This window comes from Paraburkholderia phymatum STM815, from assembly GCF_000020045.1.
Classification (GTDB): domain Bacteria; phylum Pseudomonadota; class Gammaproteobacteria; order Burkholderiales; family Burkholderiaceae; genus Paraburkholderia; species Paraburkholderia phymatum.
This window is the reverse complement of sequence record NC_010625.1, coordinates 1,585,737-1,609,902: the sequence shown is the minus strand read 5'-3', so window position 1 is coordinate 1,609,902 and position 24,166 is coordinate 1,585,737. Positions and strand designations below refer to the sequence as shown.

The 24,166-nt window shown below is 59.0% G+C and carries 16 protein-coding genes and 5 pseudogenes; 9 read left to right on the top strand and 12 right to left on the bottom strand.

Translation table 11 applies throughout. The annotated features are described in order from the left end of the window. Positions 1–220: 220 nt before the first annotated feature. Positions 221–931 carry a hypothetical protein gene (locus BPHY_RS34585; RefSeq protein ID WP_157686898.1) on the top strand — a complete coding sequence of 237 codons (711 nt, stop codon included), beginning with the start codon at positions 221–223 and terminating at the stop codon, positions 929–931. On the opposite strand, the pseudogene BPHY_RS40455 reads toward BPHY_RS34585, so the two are convergent. Continuing rightward, positions 829–1,122: pseudogene (locus tag BPHY_RS40455) on the bottom strand (ATP-binding protein); the annotation flags it as partial. The gene BPHY_RS34585 and the pseudogene BPHY_RS40455 overlap by 103 nt on opposite strands. Positions 1,123–1,310: 188 nt before the next feature. On the opposite strand from BPHY_RS40455, the gene BPHY_RS34580 reads away from it, so the two are divergent. Together BPHY_RS34580 and BPHY_RS34575 are read left to right on the top strand one after the other, a co-directional pair. Then, a complete protein-coding gene (locus BPHY_RS34580) occupies positions 1,311–2,189 on the top strand; it encodes a tyrosine-type recombinase/integrase (protein WP_012406120.1) in 879 nt (292 codons plus the stop codon). Positions 2,190–2,197: 8 nt separating this feature from the next. Continuing rightward, positions 2,198–3,418, top strand: coding sequence for an IS91 family transposase (locus BPHY_RS34575; RefSeq protein ID WP_012406119.1), 1,221 nt, complete (start codon positions 2,198–2,200; stop codon positions 3,416–3,418). Positions 3,419–3,855: 437 nt separating this feature from the next. On the opposite strand, the gene BPHY_RS34570 is transcribed toward BPHY_RS34575, so the two are convergent. From BPHY_RS34570 to BPHY_RS34550, 5 genes and pseudogenes are all read right to left on the bottom strand, one after another. Further along, positions 3,856–4,887, bottom strand: coding sequence for a tyrosine-type recombinase/integrase (locus tag BPHY_RS34570; protein WP_012406118.1), 1,032 nt, complete (start codon positions 4,885–4,887; stop codon positions 3,856–3,858). Next, on the bottom strand, positions 4,884–5,861 hold the full coding sequence (locus tag BPHY_RS34565; protein WP_012406117.1) for a tyrosine-type recombinase/integrase: 978 nt from the start codon (positions 5,859–5,861) through the stop codon (positions 4,884–4,886). Before BPHY_RS34565 ends, BPHY_RS34570 begins: the two co-directional genes overlap by 4 nt. After that, the gene (locus BPHY_RS34560; RefSeq protein ID WP_012406116.1) at positions 5,858–7,075 is read right to left on the bottom strand and encodes a tyrosine-type recombinase/integrase; all 1,218 of its coding nucleotides are present in this window, start codon (positions 7,073–7,075) and stop codon (positions 5,858–5,860) included. The genes BPHY_RS34565 and BPHY_RS34560 overlap by 4 nt, the downstream gene beginning before the upstream one ends. A gap of 133 nt (positions 7,076–7,208) precedes the next feature. Continuing rightward, positions 7,209–7,712 (bottom strand): annotated as a pseudogene (locus BPHY_RS34555) (ATP-binding protein); the annotation flags it as partial. A 7-nt stretch (positions 7,713–7,719) separates the two neighbouring features. Then, positions 7,720–8,505 (bottom strand): annotated as a pseudogene (locus BPHY_RS34550) (Mu transposase domain-containing protein); the annotation flags it as partial. On the opposite strand from BPHY_RS34550, the gene BPHY_RS42805 reads away from it, so the two are divergent. The 3 genes from BPHY_RS42805 (at position 8,487) to BPHY_RS34535 (ending at position 11,815) form a co-directional block, all read left to right on the top strand. Then, positions 8,487–8,819, top strand: a complete 333-nt coding sequence (locus BPHY_RS42805) for a DUF5372 family protein (RefSeq protein ID WP_322789050.1) — start codon at positions 8,487–8,489, stop codon at positions 8,817–8,819. The pseudogene BPHY_RS34550 and the gene BPHY_RS42805 sit on opposite strands and share 19 nt — an antisense overlap. A 188-nt stretch (positions 8,820–9,007) precedes the next feature. Next, positions 9,008–9,460, top strand: coding sequence for a helix-turn-helix domain-containing protein (locus tag BPHY_RS34540; protein ID WP_012404130.1), 453 nt, complete (start codon positions 9,008–9,010; stop codon positions 9,458–9,460). Between the two features lie 270 nt (positions 9,461–9,730). Next, positions 9,731–11,815 (top strand): recombinase family protein, encoded by a 2,085-nt coding sequence (locus tag BPHY_RS34535; protein ID WP_012404129.1) that lies wholly within the window; start codon positions 9,731–9,733, stop codon positions 11,813–11,815. A gap of 18 nt (positions 11,816–11,833) precedes the next feature. Here the strand turns inward: BPHY_RS34535 and istA are convergent. Next, positions 11,834–12,538 (bottom strand): annotated as a pseudogene (istA, locus tag BPHY_RS42955) (IS21 family transposase); the annotation flags it as partial. A gap of 1,721 nt (positions 12,539–14,259) precedes the next feature. On the opposite strand from istA, the gene BPHY_RS34520 reads away from it, so the two are divergent. Continuing rightward, entirely contained in the window at positions 14,260–14,922 is a 663-nt protein-coding gene (locus BPHY_RS34520; protein ID WP_012406115.1) for a hypothetical protein, read from the top strand. Positions 14,923–15,082: 160 nt separating this feature from the next. Here the strand turns inward: BPHY_RS34520 and BPHY_RS34515 are convergent, their stop codons facing one another. The 3 genes from BPHY_RS34515 to BPHY_RS44315 all read right to left on the bottom strand — a co-directional run bounded on the left by BPHY_RS34515 (position 15,083) and on the right by BPHY_RS44315 (position 18,269). Beyond that, positions 15,083–17,452 carry a hybrid sensor histidine kinase/response regulator gene (locus BPHY_RS34515; protein WP_012406114.1) on the bottom strand — a complete coding sequence of 790 codons (2,370 nt, stop codon included), beginning with the start codon at positions 17,450–17,452 and terminating at the stop codon, positions 15,083–15,085. Between the two features lie 192 nt (positions 17,453–17,644). After that, positions 17,645–17,863 carry a hypothetical protein gene (locus BPHY_RS34510; protein ID WP_012406113.1) on the bottom strand — a complete coding sequence of 73 codons (219 nt, stop codon included), beginning with the start codon at positions 17,861–17,863 and terminating at the stop codon, positions 17,645–17,647. 118 nt (positions 17,864–17,981) lie between these two features. After that, on the bottom strand, positions 17,982–18,269 hold the full coding sequence (locus BPHY_RS44315; protein WP_083775952.1) for a hypothetical protein: 288 nt from the start codon (positions 18,267–18,269) through the stop codon (positions 17,982–17,984). Between the two features lie 845 nt (positions 18,270–19,114). Here BPHY_RS44315 and BPHY_RS40430 point away from each other — a divergent pair. Then, positions 19,115–19,326: pseudogene (locus tag BPHY_RS40430) on the top strand (cold-shock protein). Between the two features lie 183 nt (positions 19,327–19,509). Here BPHY_RS40430 and BPHY_RS34500 read toward each other — a convergent pair. Beyond that, positions 19,510–20,379 carry a hypothetical protein gene (locus tag BPHY_RS34500; RefSeq protein ID WP_012406110.1) on the bottom strand — a complete coding sequence of 290 codons (870 nt, stop codon included), beginning with the start codon at positions 20,377–20,379 and terminating at the stop codon, positions 19,510–19,512. Positions 20,380–21,020: 641 nt separating this feature from the next. On the opposite strand from BPHY_RS34500, the gene BPHY_RS34495 reads away from it, so the two are divergent. Beyond that, complete coding sequence (locus tag BPHY_RS34495; RefSeq protein WP_012406109.1) at positions 21,021–22,475, top strand: hypothetical protein; 1,455 nt, start codon at positions 21,021–21,023, stop codon at positions 22,473–22,475. Between the two features lie 102 nt (positions 22,476–22,577). On the opposite strand, the gene BPHY_RS34490 is transcribed toward BPHY_RS34495, so the two are convergent. Next, a complete protein-coding gene (locus tag BPHY_RS34490) occupies positions 22,578–24,068 on the bottom strand; it encodes an alkaline phosphatase family protein (protein WP_012406108.1) in 1,491 nt (496 codons plus the stop codon). Positions 24,069–24,166: the final 98 nt, after the last annotated feature.

The following is a 24,166-nucleotide window of genomic DNA, read 5'->3' as shown; positions in this document are numbered from 1 at the left end:
CAATAGACTTTGATTCCGTCTGAATGATATAAATTCGCCAACGGGCAAGGCCTATTCGGCCTCCAGCGCATACCTGACGCGGCTTTCCGGCCAATCGTCATGGTGGTGATTTCACTCTATACATGATTGCACTTTTATCGACTCGCTTATACCGATGCCGATAAGGACGCATTAATCAACGCACTCGAATCACGATATTCGTGTCGAGGAAACTATTCAGATGGGAAACATTATGGAAGGCATGGATAAAATTCGCGTGGGCGCAGGTCCTGTAGCACTTGGCCGGCTTGAAGAGCTTCAATCGTTCGACGAACGTCCGCGACTGGCGGCCGGATTGCCCGGCAACATTCCCGTTTTGACTTTCCCGTTGAGACCGAGTGAAGCGCAATGTCTCTCGCGGAATTATCGTGGGTATCAGTTTGGGTTTGGGCACGTCGAGACGGGGGACGGCATGCTGCTGACGATGAGGCTTCAACTGGAAGCGGTGCAGTTCTACTGGATCGCGCAAATGACAGATCCTGAACTGTGGGCCGCCATCGACATGTGGCGGCGCGAACAGCGAATTCCGGTTGGATTGAAGATTCAAAACGGAAAGGCGTGGGATATTTCGTTCCTGGTCCTGGATATGCCGTTGCCTACGCCGCTGACTGCGGAGAAGTATCGACGCGCTCCGCAGCGCGTGGTCACGCCGCATGACTGGAAGTGCATGGCGGCTTTGACCGGCGGTCTCATGCAGATTCAGGCTGTCACGGGGCGGCGTAATCGAGCCGGAGATGGGCGGCGTAATGGAGCCGGCAGAAACGGGGTAAAGCGCAGATTCGAACGGGCTCAAGAATGCGGTTTTTTGCCCGGTTTGGCAACCGCGTTTTCACTGTTTCCTGGCATCGGTTTGGGTTTGCGGAAGCTCTCACCTTCGATCACGACGCGATAGGCGCCGTGGCGTAGCCGGTCCAGCGTCGCGGCGCCCAGGATGCGGTTGTCGGGGAACGCGTCTCCCCATTCGCTCAGATCCAGATTTGACGTGACGATGGAAGCCGCACGCTCGTACCTGGCGGCGATCAGATCGTGGAAGTCTTCGTCGTGGGGCGGGTGTAGCGGTTTGACAGCGAAGTCGTCCAGTAATGTTGCGCGCAACATTACTGGACTTGTACTAAACCGCTGACGCGGTAGTGGGAGGACAGCGAGAGCCGATGGCTGGCGTTCATCGTGAGTGGTGAGCTGGCACAGGATCACGACGAGTCGACGCAGAGCCTCCAGGAGCAGTATGTGGATGCCCAACCGGGCTCCACCACTGTTTCCGGAGGTCCGTCATGACGCCACTGCGCCAACGCATGTTGCACGACATGCAGATCAGAAATCTATCGGATAACACACAGAAGTCCTATCTATTGCAGGTGTCGAGTTTCGCCCGGCACTTCCGCCGCTCGCCCGAAATGCTGGGTCCGGAGGAGATCCGCGCCTGGCTCATCTACCTCCGCGAAGAGCGCAAGCTGGCACCCGCCAGTCTCAGCCCGGCGATCGGCGCGCTGCGCTTCCTCTACCGCGTGACGCTCAAACGTGACTGGAGTGACGAGGATTTCCCCTTGCCCAGGAAGCCAGTCCGGCTCCCCGTCGTTCTCAGCCTGGAGGAGATCACCACCTTCTTCGACTCCATCCCCAGCCTGAAGCATCGGACCATCCTGATGGTTGCCTACGCAGCCGGCCTGCGTGTCTCGGAAGTCGTCCACCTGAAGGTCACCGACATCGACAGCAAGCGCATGGTCATCCGTGTGAACCAGGGCAAGAACCGTAAAGACCGTTACGTCATGCTCTCGCCGCGTCTGCTCGAGGTTCTCAGAACGTACTGGCAAGACGCCCATCCCCGCGACTGGCTGTTTCCCGGTGATATTCCCGGACACCCCATCACACGAACCGCGGTCGCGCGAATCTGCGCTCTCGCACGCCAGCGCAGCGGCATCACCAAACCCGTCACCCCCCATTCGCTGAGACACGCATTCGCCACACATCTGCTGGAAACCGGTACCGATGTGCGCAGGATCCAGCTGCTCATGGGCCATCGGTCCCTTGCTACTACTTCGCGATACTTACGAATCGCGACCAGCACCGTGTGCGCCACCGCGAGTCCCTTCGATCTGCTGCCGCACCCGGCGCCCATTCCATCCCCACCACCTGCACCCGAGTACTTCTGAAGCCGGCGATGCGCCCGGCGCTCGAGGTGGCGGACATCTTTCGCCAGTCTGGCCCGCAGTATCGGCAAACGCATGCCGGGGAGCTCAGTCGCGTCCAGCGACGCGTGATGAGCGCCATCGAGCTGTGTCGCACCGCCGCGCTCGGCGGACATGTCGAGCAGTGCGATGCGTGCGGCCACCAGCGCATTGCCTACGACTCGTGTCGCAATCGCCACTGTCCCAAGTGCCAGTCCCTTGCCCGCGCACACTGGCTCGAACGTCGCCACGCGGAGCTCCTCCCCTCGGTGGAGTACTTTCATGTCGTCTTCACGGTCCCCGAGCCCATTGCCGCGCTCGCCTACCAGAACAAGAGGCTGCTCTATGACATCCTGTTTCGCACCAGCGCGGAGACGCTGCGCACGATCGCCGCCGATCCGAAGCATCTGGGCGCCGACATCGGCTTCATCACGATCCTGCATACGTGGGGACAGAATCTGCTGCATCATCCGCATGTGCATTGCGTCGTGCCGGGCGGCGGCATCGCCCCGGACGGCGAACGCTGGATCGCCTGCCGTCCCGGCTTCTTCCTGCCCGTGCGGGTGCTCTCGCGCCTCTTCCGGCGGCTCTTTCTCGAACAGCTGCGCCGCGCCTTCGACACCGGCTCGCTGCGCTTCCATGGCCAGCTCGAGCCGTTGCGTGATCCGCGCGCATTCGCGGCCTGGCTTGCGCCTGCCGCCCAGGCGGAGTGGGTGGTCTACGCCAAGCCGCCCTTTGGCGGCGCCGAACACGTGCTCGATTACCTGGGCCGCTACACCCACCGGGTCGCCATCTCCAACAACCGGCTGCTCGCCTGCGACGGGCACACCATGCAGTTCCGCTGGAAGGACTACCGGCACGCGTCCAGACAAAGGACCATGACGCTCACGGCCGACGAGTTCATCCGCCGCTTCCTGCTGCATGTGCTGCCCGACGGCTTCAAGCGTATCCGCAGCTACGGGTGGCTCGCCAACTGTCACCGCGCGCAGCGCCTGGCCACCTGCCGGCGGCTGCTCGATGTCGAGCCGCCCCCCATGGAATCACCCGTCCCCCCGGAAGACTACCGCGACCGTTACCAGCGGCTCACCGGCAGGTCACTGCGCGACTGCCCGGTGTGCGGCAGGGGCCACATGGTCCGCATCGAAGGCGCGCTGCCTGACGACGCGCCTGGCATCCTGCCGCGCGCTCCTCCTGACCCGACCCATGTGCACTAGCCAGCATCGACCTTCTTCCCGAACACGTTCGCCTTCCCCGATGAGGCTGGCGCGGGGCACTCGTGCCGCCGACCCGCTCCCGCAGCACAATCCCCTGAAACGCCGGGTTACCTGTCCGCTGAAACCCACATTCCCGCCGCGTTCACTCCGCAGGCTTCACGCGATAGCCCTGAACCCGGGCGCGCAAGCCACGCGCCGGCCATCCCGAATCACGGCCGCGCCCATTCAATGCCCATAGCTGCCACCGCCCGTGGAGCGGTTTAGCACAAACGTTTTTTTAGTCACCGGTCGCGGGCTGACTCCCGGCGGCTTGTCGAGACGTTGATCGCCGCGACCGCTAACCAAAAAAACCTCTGCATAGCGCGCGGTTATGTGGAGAGGTCGTGCAGCAAGGCGAGCCCACCTGGTTTGAACCCGCCCTGACTGCACATAACACGTCAGAGCCTACGCAGCCAGCCAACCAGGTCAGCGCCGTTCAGGGTGAATGCTCCACCTCGTGGAGGCGCGAGGATTTCTGGGAACACCTGCGCGAGTGCCTGACGTTTGAGATCGATATCGGCACGCGCATAGCGCATCGTGGTATTCAGGCTCGCGTGGCCGAGCCACTGGCTGATGGTCGCGAAGTCTACGCCAGCCTTCAGCAACTGAATCGCGGTGGTATGCCTAAGCGAATGCGGGTGGATTTCTTTGTGCGCAAGGGTTGGGTTCCGGGTGCTCGCGATGAGCATGTATTTGCGCAGCAGATAGCGCACGCCAAATCGGCTCATCTGAGTGCCGCGGCAATTGACGAAGACAGGCAGTTCGGCCGAGCCTTGAGCGACCAAAGGACGAGTGCGAATGAGTTCGCGCAGAAGCTGCGCAGTGCGCGGCCAGATCGGACACACTCTCACCTTGTTGCCCTTGCCATGCAGCCGGACCTGCGGGGGTGGGTCGAGCCGCAGATCACAGATCCGCAAATTGAGGATCTCCTGTACACGAGCTCCGGTGTTGAACATCAGCGCAAATAGTGCAAAGTCGCGTTGCCCCGCTGGACGACTCTGGTCGATGGTGGTCAACAGTGTGTCGATCTCGGCCGTTTCCAGATATTCGATCGGTGCCTCCCGCGCTCCCCTCTTAAAAGGTATCCCGAGCACCTGCTGAAACGGTGCCAGGTGTTCGGGATGCTCGGCAATCACGAAACGCGCAAATGCGTGAATGGCGGCGAGCCGAGCGTTGCGCGTCGCGATGCTGTTGCCACGCTCGGACTCAAGGAATTTAAGGAATTGCTTTACGTGATCGGCGTTGAGATCGCTCAGATCCAGGGCTTCGATGGGGCGCCGGCTCTCGCGCGCGGTGAACTGCAGCAGCAAGACGACGGCATCCCGGTAGCTCCGTATCGTGTGCACGCTGACGCCGCGCAGTGTGGGCAGATAGTCCTGGAAGAAGCGCAGCAGACATCGGCCGAGCTCTGTTGGTTTGCGCGGTTTCATGGCTTCCCCCCGCCGAGCACGTGGCCTAGATGCTTCTCAAAGCGTTCACTTGCGAGCGCTGCGATCGTCGGAACGAATGGAAGGTAGTATGCCGTCGATACGATCGAGACATGCCCCATGTAGATGGCCAGTTTCGGGAGATTCGACTGTACGTCCGCGCCTTCCTGATACCACCGGATCAAAGCCTGGACTGCAAAGCTATGCCGCAAGTCGTGAATTCGCGGGCATCGCCCCTCGGCATCGCGAACGTCAGCGAGCTCGAAGAGTGCGTGTATGGGACGGCTGATTCCCGTGCCGGTGTATCCACGTAGACCTCGGGTCGTATTGCACAACAGTGGCGTTTCCGGGGCTGTGTCGAGCGAAGCGGTGAGGCGCTTGCGTAGGTAAAGCCGAAGTTCGCGTGCGGCATCGGTTGACAGTGGCACCAGCCGACTCTTGTGGAACTTCGACTCTCGAATCTGCAACACCCCCGACGTGGGTTCAACGTCTCGTAGCGTCAGACGCAGCAGTTCGCCGCGCCGCAACCCGGCCGTATACAGAAGCACAATGGCGATGCGCGTCACGGCGGGTAGTAGCGGTGAGCCCAGCGTCGGCGTCAGGTGCGTGGCCGCGACCAGCATTCGTGCCACCTGATCCGGCTGCACAATGACCGGGCGGATGTACGGACAGGGTCGTGCGAAGTACAGCGGATTGGGCACGAAACACCCGTTCTCGGCACGCTGTCTGAACAGGCAGAACTTGTGCACCATCAACTGTCTGGCGCGACGGGTATTCGGTCCCAGATGGTGCATGGTATCGCACCATCGATCGAAGCTGGCTTGATCAAGCTCCCGAACTGAGGACTGCGCGAGCCAGTGACACATCGACAGCAGGACTCGTTCTTCGTTGCGGTAGCCACGACCGAGGGCGCGTTGATGGGCGACGTAGTTTGCGATCCCAGACTCCATGGCAAACATTGGCGTGGAGCTGCTCATGGCAGCCTCCTCGAATTCGAGAGCGTCGGAACCTGCAACGCAACGGAACGTAACATGGCAATGTCCAGTCGCAGGTAGACGCACGTGCTCTCAAGGCTGCGATGTCCCAGAATATCGCCAATGGCCTTCGTGCCCACGCCTCGATCCAGGAGACGCATCGCGAACGCGTGCCGCAGCGCATATGAGGAGCTGTTCGTGATTGCCAAGCCACTCAGCCTGGCGCGCTTGCAAAAGATGTCGACCACGCCATAGTGGGTCAGTGGCCCAGCCGGGCTTCGTGCCCGTAGGAACAAAGCGGGGCAATCACTTCCAGAGCGGCCACACCGGAGATAGCGCCGTAGCAGATTTATGGTCCTGTCCGCCAATGGCAATACCAGGACCGAACGGGTCTTGCGCTGCTGAACATGAAGCGTGCGCGATTCCCAGTTGATAGAACTCAGCGTGAGTGCGGCAACTTCTGATGCTCGTAGACCGTAGTACGCCATCAAATGGAGGACTGCGTGGTCCCGCCAGCCGGTGCGGCTGTGACGGTCCACCGAATTAACCAGCTTCGGCACCAGCTTCCAGTCGAGTGCACGCGGGGGCAACTCGCCACGATACGTCCGTGGCGTGTCGATGCAATGCAGTCCGGGCGTGATATCGCCACGGTCTTCGCAATAGCGCAAGAACGCCCTTAAATGCGCAATTACGTGCTGCAGCGTCTGACGGGTAACCTCCCGGCTCTTGAGCCGGATGTAATTCTCGACGTCCGTAGCGCTCAATGTCCGCAGCGTTCGATCGGGTAACGCCACCCGGCCCAGGAAGTCCCTGAGAGTCGAGTCATGCTGAGCGGCGGTCGAGACTGCGAACCCACGTAGCTCGCGAAGGTGCTGTAGATAGTGACCGCGCAGGGCTCCGAACGGGGCTTCCGGCTCAGCCCGAATCAATCTGCCTCGCGAAGACAGAAAGCGCTCGAATGCCCGCTGCGTACCCCGATATAGCGCCGGGAAGTGCGATGACGTAAATGCGGTGTATAGATGCTCGGTGGCAAACTCCCCGCCGGGCTCGGCGTCATCCATCCGTTCAAGTGTTTGCTTTGCCCGAAACAAATGATCGCAGGTACTGTTGCGAGAATATCCGCTCCGACGCAGCCAAGCAGCGAAACCCTCAAGATCGGCGGCGAACCGGGATCCCTCATAGCGGCGATGTACCTTCGGAAACAATTCCTGAAGCATGGTGCCCTCCGGATACGGTGATCGGAGGAACTACGCTACTCCCACGACGAAGTTATGTTGACAAACTTCTGACGTAACCGAGCGCCGAAGCACCGCCCAGAGGAAACTCCACATAACCGCGCGCTGCACATAAGTCGATGATGAGCAGTGGCACGCGCACGAACTGCTGGAACTTGCGCTCGTACAAGCCCGTGGCGCGGGCCGCGTGCAGCTTCTTGAGCAGATCCGTCTGCGAGATGAACAGCACGTCACGTCCCTGCCTGGCCGCGCAGTGACCCAGTGCCTGCGCCAGATGGGATTTGCCGACGCCTGTTCCGCCGACCAGTAGAACGCAGACCTTCTCGTCGATGTAGCGGCCGGTGGCCAGATCGTGGATGTAGGTTCGATTCAGCTTGGGCACCAGATCGAAGTTGAACGTCTCGAGCGTCTTGCCCATCGCGAAGCCGGCGCGGGCAAGCCGTACGCCCAGCTTCTTCGTGTCGCGCCGCGCGATTTCGTCGTGCAGCAGCATGGCGAGGAACTCGGTGTAGGCAAGCTGCCCGTCAATGGCTTCACGGTTTCGCTGTTCGATCGAGTCGAGGATGCCCGAGAGGCGCAGCTGCTTGAGGATGGTGTTCAGTTCGGGACTCGGATTCATGGTCGGCTCAATGGATCAGAAGGGATTGAAGGTCGCGGCCGAAGCGGCCACCGTTCAGGTAGGTATCAGTGGGCGCCGTAGTCGTGGATGGCGCCGCCGCCTGGCTGTCGAGTCCCTTGTCGAGGATCGTCTTGATGGTGCGATACTGGGGGCTGGAGAACGCGAGCGCGCGCTCGCACGCAGCGTTCAGTCGTGCATCGCCGACCTTCTCGCGCAGCCGCACGATGCCTTGGGCGCCGCGCAGGTTCTCAAGCACCGTGTTGTTGAACATCGCGAGGATGACGGCGTGGCAGGCCGGGCCGATATCCTTCGCGCGCGCGAGGCACCACTGCGGATCGTGCTCGAGCCACGCCTGCGCATCAGGTGGCTGGTGGTCGCGCACGGTATGGCGGTCGCCGGGCTTGCGTAGCCTCGGATGAGTGGCGACGAGCTCGTGCCGGTGGAACGCCTGCACGACCGTGTCGGTGGCCTTGAGCCACAGTTGCTTGCCCACTAGCGTGAAGGGCACCGAGTACAGCGCCTTCTTGTAGACGACGTGACCGTCCGTATGCACCTTGACCTCAGACCACACAGCCAGTACCGGCGGCACATCGGGCAGGCGCGTGAGCAGCGGCCGCTCGATCGCGAAACGCCTGAGCGGTTGCTCGTGTGTGGTGCCGTGATCGCGCACGCCGGCGTGCTGCATGATCCACTCGCGCAACTGCCGGTTCGCGTCGGCCAGATCGCGGAACTCGCGTAGTGGTACGAAGGACTTCTTGACGTACTTGACTCCGGATTCAACGATTCCCTTCTCGCAAGTCAGCAACTGTCTGTCATGAGGAACGTCACGTAGTCAAAGGCGCGTCCTTCGAGATTACCCACCCATTCCACCCAGCACGTGGAAATCACTTTGTCCTGGTGAGTCGTAAGCAGAACTGGGGTGAAGATCGCGTGATGTATTACGACGCACACAAGCGTCTGTGCTCGGTGCTGGCATCCTGGACCGATGTCCCGGAGCCAGATCTGTTCGCGCAGGCCTCCGGTGGACATTCCTGGTTTAGGACTGACGACCTGCTTCGATTACGTGCGCTCGTCGACGATTTGTTGGGAGCGCGTGATGTCAAATAAATTTCGCCGCTTACGTAAGAAGAAATATGCCGATATAGAGATGTTCTTGGTTCTGACTCATCAACACTGCCTCAATTTTTACGGGGAAATGACCGCATCGTATAGCGTACACCAGATCACTGAGATTTTTGACAATTCGAACAAAGCGGCGTATTTTAGTTTTCGTTTCGTCAACGAGAGATCATGTAATGACCAAGCCACCGTCAAAGCGCGATCGACTACGCGAACTTGGTGCTCTCAATCCTCATCCCGACCGAATACGGGCGCCATGGTTTCGATCGGGCGATTTCTTCGACCCCGACGACCTTGTTCAGGTCAAGTACGAGATGTTGCGTCATGTTCGGGTCGATGGCGCTTCCAAGGCCGAGGCGGCCGCCCTGTTCGGAATGTCCAGGCCGACCTTCTATCAAGCGGAGAGCGCCTTCGCGAGCGAGGGGCTGCCAGGGTTGCTTCCGAAACAGCGTGGGCCCAAAGGCGCGCACAAACTCAACTCGGTGGTCATGGCGTTCATCGAGGAGCGTCTACAGCAAGACGGCAGCCTTCGCGCTCGCGCGCTTGCGCAGGAGATCGAAACCTGGCTGGAGCTTTCGATCCACCCACGCAGTATCGAACGTGCGTTAGCACGCAAAAAAAAACCGTAGACGATTCGCCGCAATTCCGTCTGCCATCGTCAGCGCTTGCTCGTTACGAAGCGCTACGGGCCGACCTGCTCGACACAGGTCCTAACTCAGAAGGCCACGCGGCCATACGCTTTCATGGCCTGTTGCACGGGCTGGCGATCCAACGCCCGGACGCTTCGCGCATCGAGGCTCCCACTCCAACCGTGCCTGCTTCCAACTCAGTGCGGGATAACGGCGCGCTTGTTCGCGTGCTCGCCAACCTCGTACTGCGCACCCACGAGGAGCTTGCCCATGTCTACTAACTCCGCTCTGAAGGTCACCGCTGAACATCTGCGGCGTGATGCGTTCCTCTACGTTCGACAGTCGTCACTTCGCCAGGTATTCGAGAATACCGAGAGTACGAAACGGCAATATGCGCTGCGCGATCGTGCCGTTTCGCTCGGATGGCCGATCGAACGTATTCACGTCGTCGATAACGATCTCGGTATGTCCGGTTCCAGCACCCAGGGGCGAGATGGCTTTCAGCACCTTGTCGCCGAGGTCGCCAATGGTCACGCCGGCATCGTGCTGGGATTGGAAGTATCGCGTCTTGCGCGCAATAACGCAGACTGGCATCGCCTGATCGAACTCGCATCGCTCACGCAAACTTTGATTTGCGACGAAGATGGAATTTACGATCCTGGTCAATTTAACGACCGCCTTTTACTGGGCTTAAAGGGCGCCATGAGCGAGGCCGAGCTTCATGTTCTCAAAGGCCGGCTACAAGGTGGCATCAAGAACAAGGCACGCCGGGGCGAACTGGAAGTGCCGTTACCCATAGGGCTTGTTTATCACCCGAACGGCTCAGTGGTTCTCGATCCTGATCAACAGGTCAGGGGCGCGCTGCAGTTGCTATTCGATACGTTTCGACAGGCTGCGTCAGCTACAGCCACGGTCAAGCGATTTCGCCAGGAAGGCTGGCTGTTTCCGCGTCGCATCCGCCGGGGGATTGGCAAGGGAGATCTGATTTGGGGGCCATTGGAGCACTGTCGCGTTATTCAGATATTGCACAACCCCCGTTATGCCGGTGCCTTCGTATACGGTCGCACACGCGGAGCATATCGTCAGGGACGCAAATCCTTCGGACTTAAGGTTGACCGCGAGAACTGGCAGGTGTTAATCCAGAATGCGCATCCCGGCTTTATTGATTGGGACGAGTTCGAACGCAACCAGGCGACGCTTAAGCAGAATTTAACGGGATTCGGGCGCGATCGACGAGGCAGCATGCCACGTGAGGGCGTTGGGCTCCTGCAGGGGCGCGTCGTGTGCGGATTGTGTGGCGCACGCATGCGTGTACGGTATCAGGTCGTCGGTAATAAACTCGAACCCTACTATATGTGCACGGAGAACCCAGTGCGCCGTGCCAGCAAACCCTGCCAATCGGTTCGTGGAAGTGCCATCGATGACACGATAGGCTCGCTTCTATTAGAGAGTGTCGCACCGGCTGCTCTCGAGGTCGCGCTAGCTGTAGAAGACGAGATATCCGGGCGCGTCAAACAGGCCGCCGATCAACGTCAGAACCAACTGGCCCGAGCTCGCTACGATGCCGAGCTCGCGCGTCGTCGATATATGAGTGTCGATCCGACCAACCGGCTTGTCGCTGACACGCTCGAAGCGGACTGGAACGAACGTCTACGTGTGCTGGACGGCTTGCAACAGGAGAACGAACGACTCCAGAAGGCCGATCATAAGCTGTTAAGCAGCGATGCGCGAACCAAGATTCAGTCGCTCGCCGAGGACTTCCCTCGTGTTTGGAATGATCAGCGAGTCGTGCCGCTCGAGCGCAAGCGCATGGTCGCTTTGCTCATCGAAGACGTCACCCTGGTCAAATCCGAACGCGTCGCAATCCATGTACGTTTTCGCGGCGGCCGAACTACCTCATTGGAGATCGATAAGCCCAAGCCTATCGCACTGATTCGAAAGACGCTACCGGAAGTCGTTGCGAAGATCGACGAACTTCTCGAAACCGGCTCGGACCGACAAGTCGCAGAACAGCTTAATGCGCTCGGCTATACAAACTGGAAAGGCGAAACGTTCACGCACAAGAAGGTCTACCTCGTACGCACCGCCTACCGGCTCAAGAGCCGGTTTGAGCGCCTGCGCGAACGCGGCATGGTGACAGCCAACGAACTCGCCGCACAACTCGGGGTCTGTCCGACTAGCATCCACCTATGGGCCCGGCGCGGGCTGTTGCGTCAGCATCGCTACGGAAATCTGCATCGCTGTCTCTATGAGCCCGTCGGCGACGTCGTCCTGGTCAAAGGCCAAGGGGGTCGCTACAGTTCGACTCAACCGACGTTTATCGCTGTTCCACCAACCGCACAAGGTGCAGTATGAAGCGTATGCCTTCTTGGCCGGGTCGTGCGGCGGACATGGGTCGATGCGGAAACCGTATGCTTCGGCGAGCCCCGCGTAGGAGCGCTGAACCTCAGGACTGTGCAGGCAGTGCCGGATGATCGCGCACTTGGCGTTGTCGATCGTCACCCGGGAAGGACAGCCCCCGAACCATTCGAAGGCACGACGATGACAGGCCAGCCACGTCTCGACGGTCTGGTCCAGGACGACCTCGGCATACTGGTGCCGGGACCAGCACAGGGTCATCACGAAGATCCACGTCTTGAGCGGGATACCGGACTCGTGCGTGAGCACGGGGCCGGCGCCGAAATCAACCTGGGCGGCTTCGGCGGGCGCGAACTCGAGGATCGTCGTTGCCTTGACGACGCGTTCGGCCGCCAGACGGCGCAGCATGCGCTTCACGGCATCGTAACTGCCGGTATAGCCGTGATTGCGCTGAAGGGCTGCATGGATTGTGGTGCCCTGGACGCCGGCGGCCAGCCACTCGCGAACCTGCTCGCGGTACGGCTCAACCGTCGAGACGCTACTGCGCGGCACCTGTCTCGGAACGCTGTTGAGGACGCTGGCGATCTCGGGGTCTTCCGGCATGGGCTGCGCCGGATCGAGCCAGCCTCGCGACTGGGCTTCCTGCCGTAGTGCTGCAAGCTTGGCTCGGCCCATCAGGCGTCGCCGCGCGATGTCGCGGTCGGAATCACCGCGTCGCATGCGCACAAGGATATGACGATACTCAAACAATTCGAACCTCCTGTTGGCCATAGGCGCTCCGCTCAAAAGAACGGAGCGTACCGACTTGGAAAGTTCGAACTGCGCTTGTTCCCGCTACTGCTGGCGCCCCGGGGTGGCTTCTTTACGCCGCCCATGAGGTGGCTCGATTACGCCGCCCCTGGACTGGCTTCATTGCGCCGCCCCTCAGGTGGCCCGATTACGCCGTCCCCGGATTGGCTCTATAACGCCGCCCGCTGACAGGCGACGTCAGATATTCCCGGCATACCGCTGAAATATGTCTTCGCAAGTGCGCTGCTGACGCAGCAGTTCGAGGGCGTAGCCGGCAAGGAACCTCTGATAAGGATGCCTATGGTCATTAAGGCCCCTCACCAACGTCATGTCGACATGCAGTAGGGCAAAGCGTTACCACTCTCAAATGCGCGACGACGCGGTCAGTCGCGCATTTTTTTGCCGCGCTTCCTAGCGAAGCGCGAGGACTGCACCGCTGGCGCCCGAGCGAAGCGTTCGCGCGTCTTTATCTCGGGTGCAGGATCGGCGAGTTCGATCGAAGCTTACGTGCGAATGCGTTTCTCCACGAAGTTACCCTCAACGATGCCGAACAGTGCAGGGTGGTTTGGGCAGCGGCTCCTGGTCCGCAAAGGCGGTACCGCAACGCACGGCAAATGCGAAGGCTGACTCCCGATTGGCAAACTGGCCAAGCTCGCCAAGAGAAGTCGATTCGCCATCTTCTTCGAGGACTGACACGCGGGCAACGAAGGTGTTCCCCGTCCTGGATACGGACGCCTGGATGGCAACGCCGTTGTGAACGAAGTGCATACGGAACTCCCGTGGGGGTGAGGCCTGCCGTCCGATTGTAGACCTTGCTCGCAATAGCGTTGAATCGAAACTGCGCGGACGACGACGGTCGGGTCGTGGGGCTGCCGTTGAGGACGGCGCTCATTCCGCGACCTCTGCCCCGATGAAGGCAATATGGCCGTATCTGCCACGGCGATGCCCGGCGTCCGAACGGACCCCGCAGCCGCGGCTGAGGGCGAGGACAATCTTCGAGCGTCTTCTGACTCTCAGCCGTCTGCTGTGCAAGCTCAAGTTTCAGTTGAGGGCACGGCGCCGCACGTGGCGCAGATGCCGCCTAGCGGTATGCCGATTCCACGCGTCGAGCCACGATTTCGGTCGATTGAAAACTCGTTGCCTAGTGGGCAGTTTTTCTCGCCCTCGAAAATCTCTCTAAATATCAATGAGTTTTTGAGCGACTTAAAATCTGTTCGTAAATAACCTGAGATTTTTAAAACAAAACTTTATTTCAGAAAATTCGCAAAAATCTAATAGACATCGGGCTAATGGAGATGCTAAAAATCCGTCTGTTGCTTGTCGCTGAATCGAACTCCGGTGGCGATCTTGAACTGAGCGGATTTACGGAATTTTCGGCCGCATGCACATAGACCCGCATGGCGCGAGCGCTGACCGAGCGTCTTGCGGGTGGTCCAGAGAAACCGATGCAGAAGAATATTAGCCTTATTTAAAAAGGGCAATTTGACGTTGCCGTTATTCGTGTCATGACATGGGTAGATTTCGCGATATACCCATGTGCAGGCTCAAATCAATGCGGTAACTGAGCAATGCATCCCGCTTTAATAGCCCGCTGGGGCAGCGAACCTTATCGCGCCGCCGCCCGCTTAAATTGAACATTATTGGAAATAATCATGAAAGGTATGAATCGCATCCCCGCTGGTCTGGTCCCTGTCGCGCTCGGCCGACTGGAAGAACTCAAATCTTTTGAGGCGACTTTCAAACAGGCGGCCGGTCTGCCCGGTGACATTCCCGTACTTACGTTTCCGCTGCGGCAGAGTGAATTTCGATGCGTTTCGCAACAGCAGGGCGCCGGAAATTTCGGTTTCGGCCGCGTCGAGCTTGAAGACGGCTTGCTGATGTCGATGCGCCTCCAAATGGGAGGTGTGCAGCTTTACTGGCTGGCCGAAATGACGGACCCGGAACTGTGGGCGGCGATCGACATGTGGCGACGTTATCAGCGGATTCCGATCGCTCTGAAGATCGAAAAGGGCAATAACCTTTGGGACATGGCGTTCCTCACCATGGATATCGAGGCCGAGCCAATGCAGGACGAAAAATATCGATGTGCACCGCGGCGCGTGGTGACACCGCACGATTGGGAGACCATATCCGCTCTGGTCACTGGCTTCATGCAGATGCAGGCAACTACGGACATCCCGGGAATCCCGCTGGAGCATGCTTTTGCTGCCGGGCTCCTTACCAAGCAATTCGAGGAAGTGGCCGAGCAAGAGCCGCTGGTGAAAAAGGCGGTGATCGTAAAGACGACTGACGGAGGGCGTATCCTCATCGGGTAGGGAATACGATAAAACTCTGACAAATGCGCGACTGTCACAGTCGCGCATTTTTCTATGGCTCGCCCGTTGCGGACATGGATAACAGGGACGTCATCGATGCAAACGGCAAAGCGTTGAGTTAGGCGTGTTCACGGTGCACCGCTCGACGGGTGTCTTGGTGTTACACGTCATCCTCTGCCGCCTTGCGCAGCGCCGCCTGCAATTGATCGAGCGTGTAAGGCTTTCGAAGAGCTTGCCAAATGAAGTCGTTCCTTTCGTCGTCCGGAATGCAGTCTCCGGACGCGAAAATCACGGAGATGTCCCTGTGCAGTAACACTACTCGGTTGGCTAGTTCGATACCTGACATGTCGGGCAGGTTCACGTCGGTGAGGAGCACGCTAAACGATGCGTTGGCAACTGCATCTAGTGCTGCCTGCGCGCTGGGGACGGTCGTGGGACGGTGCCCCAGCATGAGCAGCAGTTCGCGCACCGCATCGCGCGTCGGCTCGTTATCGTCTACAACGAGCACTTCAAGAGCGAGGGGATCCGAAACTCCAGATGTGTTTGCTGGATGAACGTCGGCCGCGACTTCCGCGGGCTGTCCTTCACGGCCCAATATTTGCCGGACCTTATATGCCAGTTCCTTGTGGCTGTACGGTTTGCTGAGAAGCTCAACGCCAGGGTCAAGGCGACCGCCGTGGAAAATTGCGTTCTGCGTGTATCCCGAGGTGAACAGAACGCGCAGATGTGGTTGTATCTGAACCGCAGTTCGCGCCATCTCGGGACTCTTCAAAGTTCCCGGCATAACAACGTCGGTAAATAGCAGGTCAACGTGTACACCGCTGCTGAGTACAGCAATGGCCTGGTCAGCGTTGTCTGCTTTCAGCACGTTATAGCCAAGGTCAGCGAGCATGGCGATTACCGTCCCTTGCACCGTCTTGTCGTCCTCTACGACAAGCACCGTTTCAGTACCACCCATGGCTGGTGCATTTAGTCGAGTTACCGCACCCCTTGCGTCCGCAGACGTTCTGGGGAGGTAAATTCGCACCGCAGTGCCATGTCCCGGTTCACTGTAGATCCTGATGTGTCCGCCGCTCTGCTTCACAAAGCCATATGCCATGCTGAGACCCAAGCCAGTGCCTTGCCCTTCTGGCTTCGTGGTGAAGAACGGGTCAAACGCCTTCTCGAGCACATCGGCCGACATCCCACATCCGGTATCGGTCACGGCGAGCATTACATATTGGCCGGCTGGCACATCCGAGAACGAGCGCACGTAGCTGTCGTCAAGCATCGCATTCGCGAGCTCCAGGGTCAGTTTGCCGCCATCGGGCATGGCATCGCGCGCGTTGATTGCTAGATTCAGGAGAACGTTCTCGAGCTGGTGGCCGTCAACGAAGGCATTCCAGAGGCCAGCGGCCACCACCGTCTCGACCTCGATGGTTTCTCCAAGTGCTCGGCGAAGCAGGTCATCAGCGCCGCGGACCATGGCCCCAAGGTTGACAGGCTCGGGCCGAAGCGCCTGACGCCGGCCAAACGCCAGCAACTGCGAGGCGAGCGTCGCCCCTCGCTCCACCGCCTCAATCGCGTTTCCTAGCCGCGCCATCGTCCACTGGTCTCGCGCGCATCGGCTCTGTAGCAGTTCCAGGTTACCTCTCAGAACCTGAAGCACGTTGTTGAAGTCGTGGGCGACGCCGCCCGTGAGCTTGCCGATCCCCTCCATCTTTTGCGCCTGGAAAAGCTCTGCCTTCGCCGTCTCAAGGAGCTTGTCGGCTTCTCGCCTTTCAGTGACGTCTCGCGTGATTTTTGCAAATCCGAGTAGAGTGCCGGAGTCATCGCGGATGGCATCGACGACGACGTGAGCGACGAAGCGAGTTCCGTCGCGTCGTACGCGCCATCCCTCTGATTCGAAACGTCCCTCACGGGCGGCAATCTCGAGCGCGCGCTGGGGCAAGCCGGCAGCAGCGTCGTCAGGCGTGTAGAACCGGGAAAAGTGAGATCCGATGATTTCCTCTGCGGTGTAGCCCTTGATGCGTCGTGCGCCGTTGTTCCAGTTGGTCACAAGACCGTCCGGCGACAGCATGAAAATCGCATAGTCGGATACTCCGTCTACGAGCAATCGGAACCGTCGCTCGCTTCCGATCACCGCTTCATGAGCTTTTCGCTTCTCGCTCTCGTCGCGTACCAGTTTCGCGAACCCGAGCAGAGTGCCGTTTGCGTCTACGAGCGCCGTCGTCACGATACTCGCCCAGAGCACCGAGCCGTCCTTGCGTTTGCGCCAGCCTTCCGTCACGGAGCTGCCTTTCTCGTGAGCGCGATGGAATTCCGATTCAAACTCCTCTCGCTCGTGCAGATCATCAGGAAGCAAGATTGACGCATGCTTCCCGATAATTTCGTCGGAGGTGTAGCCGTAGATGGCAGCTGCGCCGGGATTCCAGGTCGAGATGAAACCGTCGGGCGTGAGGGCGAAGACGGCGAGTTCTGTGAGGGACGCAGCCCACAGCGTTGCCCAATGCTCAGCGTCGCGACTATCGGCGTTCTCGATGCGCGGCATGTTAGTCCAGTTTTGGAGAGGGAACGACGTCTATTTTACGGTGTGTAGCAGACCGGGGCGCGATCGGCAGGCGATCACATCCAAGTCACTCAGGGTGCTTGCAAGGTCCGCCAGAATGGCCGACTGCCGGCCGGATTGCGCCTGATCGCGCCGGCGTCCGAACGACGAGCCGAACCACTACCCAGCCGTAGGTCATTGGCTTTCGACCCAGGCACGTCCCCACAACAATCCAGCCAACTCTGCTTCGTCTTCGGTGTCGAAGTTATTCAGCACGCCGGACGCCTCAACGATCTTGCCTTCCTTCGTGATGGTGCCGCTTGCAGCGTATCGTTCGCGCGCCGTCGTTTCCTCGCGCTGATTGAGGATCGCGTGTCCCCACAGTGTGTAGCCTCTGTATTCTTCGCTCTTCATACGATGAGATGTTCAAGGTGGCTGCAGTTGCGGATACGAGGTGCATTGCTCGGCGCTATCACTGACGATGCTACCGCCGCAAACTGCGCGTCAACTAGTCCGGCGCCGTTCACGCCGATTATCGAACTCGTCGGGAGCAGCGGACATCCTGTCCAACGCAATCGCCGATACAACCAGCGCAGAATCGCCGGTTGCGCAGTGAGTCGTCGACCTTCCATGCCAGTCCGGATGGCGTCGCTGCTCCCACTGCTCGACCGTTCTCGCACGCATAAAAACTCGGTTCGCCGGCTTTCCCCCGGCGGACAGCTTCGTCGATGGCTCGGTCGCCGAATGCCTCCCTTAGCTGCGAAACGAATTCAGCTATCTCCGGCATCGGATGCGGCTTGCGGTTGACGCGTGCGTCCATGGTCATTCCTTCGTTGTTTGCCTGAAGGCTTCTCCGAGATATGATACTGTATAAACGTACAGTATTGGCAACCAGTCATGCTTGCAGATGACATCCACCCATCGCTTTGGCGAGCCTCGCAACTCGCGCGCAGCCGGGGAGAGTCGTTGAGACGGGCTACGCGGCGCTGTCCCGCGAGTTCCCCGGCGGTGGCTGGCCCACGGGCGCACTTATCGAACTGCTGGTCCAGCAGCCCGGCGTCGGTGAACTGCGCCTGCTCAGCCCGGCGCTCGCGTCAGGAGACGGCAGGCCGATCGCATTTCTGCAGTCGCCGCACATTCCCTGTTCGGGGTTGGAAACAATCGAGCTCGATGCCGGCAGGATATTCAGGGTGCAAGCAGAATCGACGGCGGACGCGCTATGGTCTGCAGAGCAGATTTTGCGGGCAGGCACTTGTTCAGTACTGGGCGCAACATGATCCAGTCCTCAGCCCTGAGGCGATTGCATCTCGCCGCACAGGCCTCGGAGTCCCTGTTCTGGATGATCCGGCCGCTGGCAACAGCCAGGATTCATTTCCCGCGATACTTAGGGTTGCGCTGCGCCTCAGCGAAGAAGGCGTGGTTGTCGACATAGTGAAGCGTCGAGGCACAATCGGAAGTGAGCCGGTCTCCATATCGTTGCGGCCCACGCCGGTTCTGTTTTCGCCTCGTGGTCGACAGCTACGGAAACGAATCTTGTCACCCATCGAGGGTGTCGCTTTGACGGAGTCTGTGGAAAGCTGAGCCGGGCGTATTAGCTGCAGCCTATTGGACACCGACTACGCGTCTCGTGCAGCATGCAAGTTGCGCCTTACTCGTGACGAGGAGATGTTCAGGGCAACTGGAACGGTTAAGTGGTTCAACGACGCCAAGGGTTTTGGGTTCATCACACCGGACGAAGGTCTGGTGATGACCTGTTTGCACATTTTTCGGAGGTGCAAGCGCAAGGCTTCAAGTCGTTGCAAGAGGGGCAGCGTGTCAGTTTCGACGTCAAGCAGGGACCCAAAGGAAAACAGGCAGCGAATATCCAGCCGATTTGACGGGGCGGCTGGGCGCCATTGTTCCCCTGGCCTGAGCCCGAGGAGCGACAGCACGAAAGGCGAGGGCGAGCGGACGAATCTGCGCGCTCGCCCTCGGTTTATCGACGATTTTTGGGCGGCATTTGCCGCTGCGATCCCATGTTTTCAGACCGCTCGCTCTCGCTAGTGATAGTCAGCGACCGCTCATTGGCGCGCATTTGGTGCGCACCGTTTTAGGATGCGTTTCCATCCGTTGCGGGACTTTACGGCTTCGCCAAGAATGTCGAGATACTCCTCATGATCGACACGATCGTCCGGCGGTAAAAAGCCATCGGCGTGCCGCTCGAGCGTCTCCAGTCGTTGCTTGACGCCCGCAGCCATCGAGCTGATGCGACTGTAAGCTTCACAGGCGTAGGCAAACGTCTCGCGTTTGGCGTACTCAATGTTGAGCAGATGCTCCCCTCGACTGCTTTCGCGTAGCCCGACAGTGGCTCGCTTGCAATTATGGAAGGCGTGGGCGGCCTCATGGACGACAAAATCCGCGAACGGGTCAGTTTCCTGGAAATATGACATCGAGATATAGCACGTCGTTTGCTCGCTCAGCCCCACAATTTGGCAGGCCTCGTGCGCGAGAGCTGGTGCACCCACACTACGGAGATAGACATTCGCCAGGTTCCAGGCGGTCGACGGCCACCGTTGCTCCATGAGAACCGAAGCAATGTTCTGCGGAGTGAGGAATACAACGTTGCCACCAAGTGTGTCGAGGACGACGGAGCGCTCGTCGGCAGGGAAGAGCCCGAAGATCATGGGGGAAAGCTTATTTCGGGGCCACGCACGCAAATCGTCCGGTACGGTTACTTGGCCGCCGCGGCCATTCGCTCGCCGAAGGGTCTCCTCCACGAGCGCAGTTCGCAAGCGTTGACTGGCTTTTTTCGCTATGTCGACGTAGTTGTCACCCGGCCAGTTCGCAAAGCTGCTGTCATAGTCGCCACTGTCAAGGTAGCGCTGAACTTCGCCGTCGACCCACTGCGGTGCGCCAATTACCAACTGCTCACGATCACTTTCGGCTGTCATAACCGACCTGTTTTATAGCTGCGGGCTAAAGCGTGAAAGATCCCGCGGAAGTTGACGTACAGCCTCAACCGAGTGAGGCCATAGCTCTTGCTGGCGTCGCATAGCCAGGCCTTACCTGCGATTGACTCAGCGACTCGCCGCTAGCCCTCCATGTTATGCGACGAGTCAATAGTCTGGCGAGGGTAAGGCACCTCGACATGCCCTCGTGAAAGTTATCTCGATGATGTGCATCGGCTTGCGCGCAGCCTGTTTCGGGAGGTGATGAAACGTCATCGTCGCCCTGCGCTGCGCCCGCCGTCTTGCTTAGAATTTCGCTCGAGCACGCGCGTTGCGCATTTCCAGCTGAAGTGTGTTCATGCGCACGGACGCGGATTCCTCTCTGGGTCGCGTTCCCCCGGTGTCGTCTTCGTGCCACGGCCTTTCTGACCTGCCGTCGCGACGCAGAGACAACTCCATTATCAACGCGTCTATTGCGGTATGAGCGTTTCCGCACGAAAGGTTGATACTAATCCTTGAAGCTGGTTGACGCAAAGGCTACCCATTCAGGATAGGTCGCTAACTCCCCAAAAAGGGGATCTGACTCGTCCCGCCTCCTATGCATTTGCTCGACCGCAATCTGGCTGAGGAGACTGGAGAACGTAATGAACAACGGCATCCATATATTACAGCGATCCGCCGACTGCGAAAGTGGATTGAGAACGCGGATCGCCAGATGCGCGCGTATGTTGCCCTTTGCGTTGCTCTCGGCGTGTGCCGGTCCGGGGGTATATCAACCCGGAGATGCACATGGGGACCCCCACGGTATCGTGAAGCCGTTAAACACATATCTTTCGGATGAAGTGACCGACGTCAAGCTTGTCTTCATTCACGGAGTTGGGGATTTTTGCCCAGGATATGCGCTGAGTGGAGACAGCGACGATGGATGGCTCGGTAACGACACGGCGAAAAAAATTGGGTTGATTCCGAATGGGGCGGCACCTGTCACCGAGCTGCCAATCTATAGCAATGAATTCTTGACGCCATCGGAAGGAAATCCACACCCGTACGATGACCAATCGTATGTCGCTCTTCGAACGCAGAATTTTACCTATCCGCCTTCGAAAATTCGCGTTGAAGCCATTGAGGTGACATGGTCGCCGCTTACTCAGTGGGTCAAGAATACCCGCCTCAGGGATGATTTCACCAAGCCTGGGATTTTCTCGTGTCTGCCTATCAGTCAGGGAGAACAGGCTCAGCCGCCATCGAGACTGGCACTGAACCGCTTGGTGAAGGAGGATATTCTGGATCGGAAGCTTGCTGATTCCGCTATCTACATGGGCCAGTATCACACCGTTATGCAGCTTGGCTTGGCCGACGCATTGTGTCACGCTTTCACGGGGCAACCGATTCTGCCTGCAAATCCTCTGAAACCGAATCCGCGTTGCGATTGGAGCAAGGCCAGTGTAGATTCAAAAACACGATACGTTTTCGTGACTCACAGTCTTGGCAGTCGGTTACTTTACGATACGCTGCTAGGGCTCCTGGGAAAGAACCCCCCAGGCGTCGACCAGTCCGCACTAGCGATAGAATACCCGGGTGCCGAAAGCTACCTGCGTGATATGTTGGCTCATACGCCGGTCATTTACATGATGGCAAATCAGCTTACATTTCTTGGGATGGCCAATATCACGGCACAAGATACAGCGGCTACCGCTAATCGCAAGCCAGCCGGAGCCCCCGTCGAACTGCAGTTGTCGGAAACTGAGAAAGGCCAGCCCGGTGCACAGGGAAAAAATGAGAAGTGCGAGGACGTATTCTGCCTTCTGGCACAGGCAAAATCTGAGTCCGTACGGACACAAGTATTGAAAGCAGTTCCCACAGTGAGCGCGACGCTTGATGTCGTTGCATTCAGCGACACAGATGACCTTCTCACATGGTCGATCCCTAAGGAATATGAGCACGAGCCGTTACGAATTGTGAACGTATATGTGCAAAACGCAGCCCGATTCCTCGTCATCGAGGACCCGGTATCGGCGCACGGCGGGTATTTTAAGAGTGGAGCGGTATGGGACGTTATCCATTGCGGAGCGCAGGGGACGACCGTGAACTGCAACTAGCGAGAGAGCAGTTGCATGCTGTCAATGACACGTGCAACAAGGGGACATGCGCGGTCGACCACGCGGCTGGCGTGCACGGCGTGGGAGTCGTAGACGAGGAGGTTACCGTCGTTTATGGCCTTTGGTCTGGCGCGCGATGTAGGTTACGTAATCTGCGAGCGCTCTAGGCGATACAGTGTTCGCCGCAGGGCTTCCTGCGCCAGATGCAGCTGCGTTGTTCGTCGGAGATGCGCCCACTGCCGGGCGCAGGCGATGCGCAAAAAGGTTTGTGTCGTGAATCGCGGCAGGGCTCGAGTTGTCTTTTGCCATCTGTAAGTCCAGCGCGTGCGCAATAATTGCAAACCCTCCGATATGGTTTGCAGTGACGCTGGTGGTAGAAGTGCGTGCGCTTGCGGCGGTTGGTGCGGAGGGTGCGTCCAGCGTCAGCGGTCCGTCGCTACCATTGGCTCTTCGTTGGTTGAGGAGTGCGCCTGTCCAGGATGGAGAGGTGGCATCACGTTGCGTTAGTGGGGCGATGATTCCGAACGTTTCACGAACGGACCTCACGATCGATGCGTGGTCGAAGGCGACGCCGTCTGATGAGCCCGGAGGCGGAAACAGCTGGCTTCCCAACTGTCCGCCAGGAACCCATGGCGATATGAGTAGGGCAGGAACGCGCACTCCAAGCTTATTGAATGGAAACTGTCGCGGATACTGTGCTCGTTGGCTATTGGTGTCGCGATCACCCGGAGGCTTGGCCGTCGGCGGCAGTTTATGGTCGAAAAAACCGCCGTGTTCGTCCCATGTGACCAAAAGAATGCTGCTTTGCCAAATTGGCGAATTTCTGATCGTTTCGTAGACGTATTTGATGAACAACTCGCCTGCGGCTATCGAGCCAACTGGATGCTGGGAATTCCCAGTGGCGAAATTACCGCTGAGCAGTCCGTAATCTGGCTCAATGAACGTGTAGTCGATGTTGTATTCCGAAGCTAGGTCTCGCTTGAAATCATCATTCGCGGCGCCCGGTTCGATGCTCCGGAAGGTGTCGTGGTGGAAGAAGCCCCCAACGAGGCCCTTGATCGCGAGTACCTGCGGAAAAGCATCAGCGTGGTAGACGCGCCATTTTTTCCCTTGGGCGGTTAGGTGCTCGAAAATCGTACCGTTGTCGAAGGAAAATCCGAGGCTGTCGATTGTATCCGACTCGATGCTTGTGATAGCGCTGGGACTGTTGTCGAGCCCACCAGAAGAGGCTGCATGCACAAAGAATCTGTTCGGCCATGTTGGCCCCGGCATGGACGAGAACCAATTATCAAAGAGAACGAAGTGCTGCGCGAGCTGGGAGACGACGGGAAGCGCGGGCGGCCGAAATCCTCGCATCGCAATATCGGCTGACGTTCCTATTCGGAATCCACTCATCGGTGGCGTGCCGGACAGCTGCTTTTGCACATCGTCAAATTCGTGTGGAGGATCATCTGTCAGCCTGTCGGCGGCGCCGTCAGAGAAACCCCACGAGTCGTCGGGCGCTTTAACACCGTCGATCCCTGACAGGCCGAAGAGGTGGTCGAAGGACCGATTTTCCATCACCAGAACAAAGACATGAGCAATGTCAGCCATGAAATCCTCCGGACGTAATGTGCCGTCAAGTGTTGAACCTACGCTGCCGGGTCACCCGACGGGCCGCTGCTGGATATTTCGACATGAATCCGCTTCAA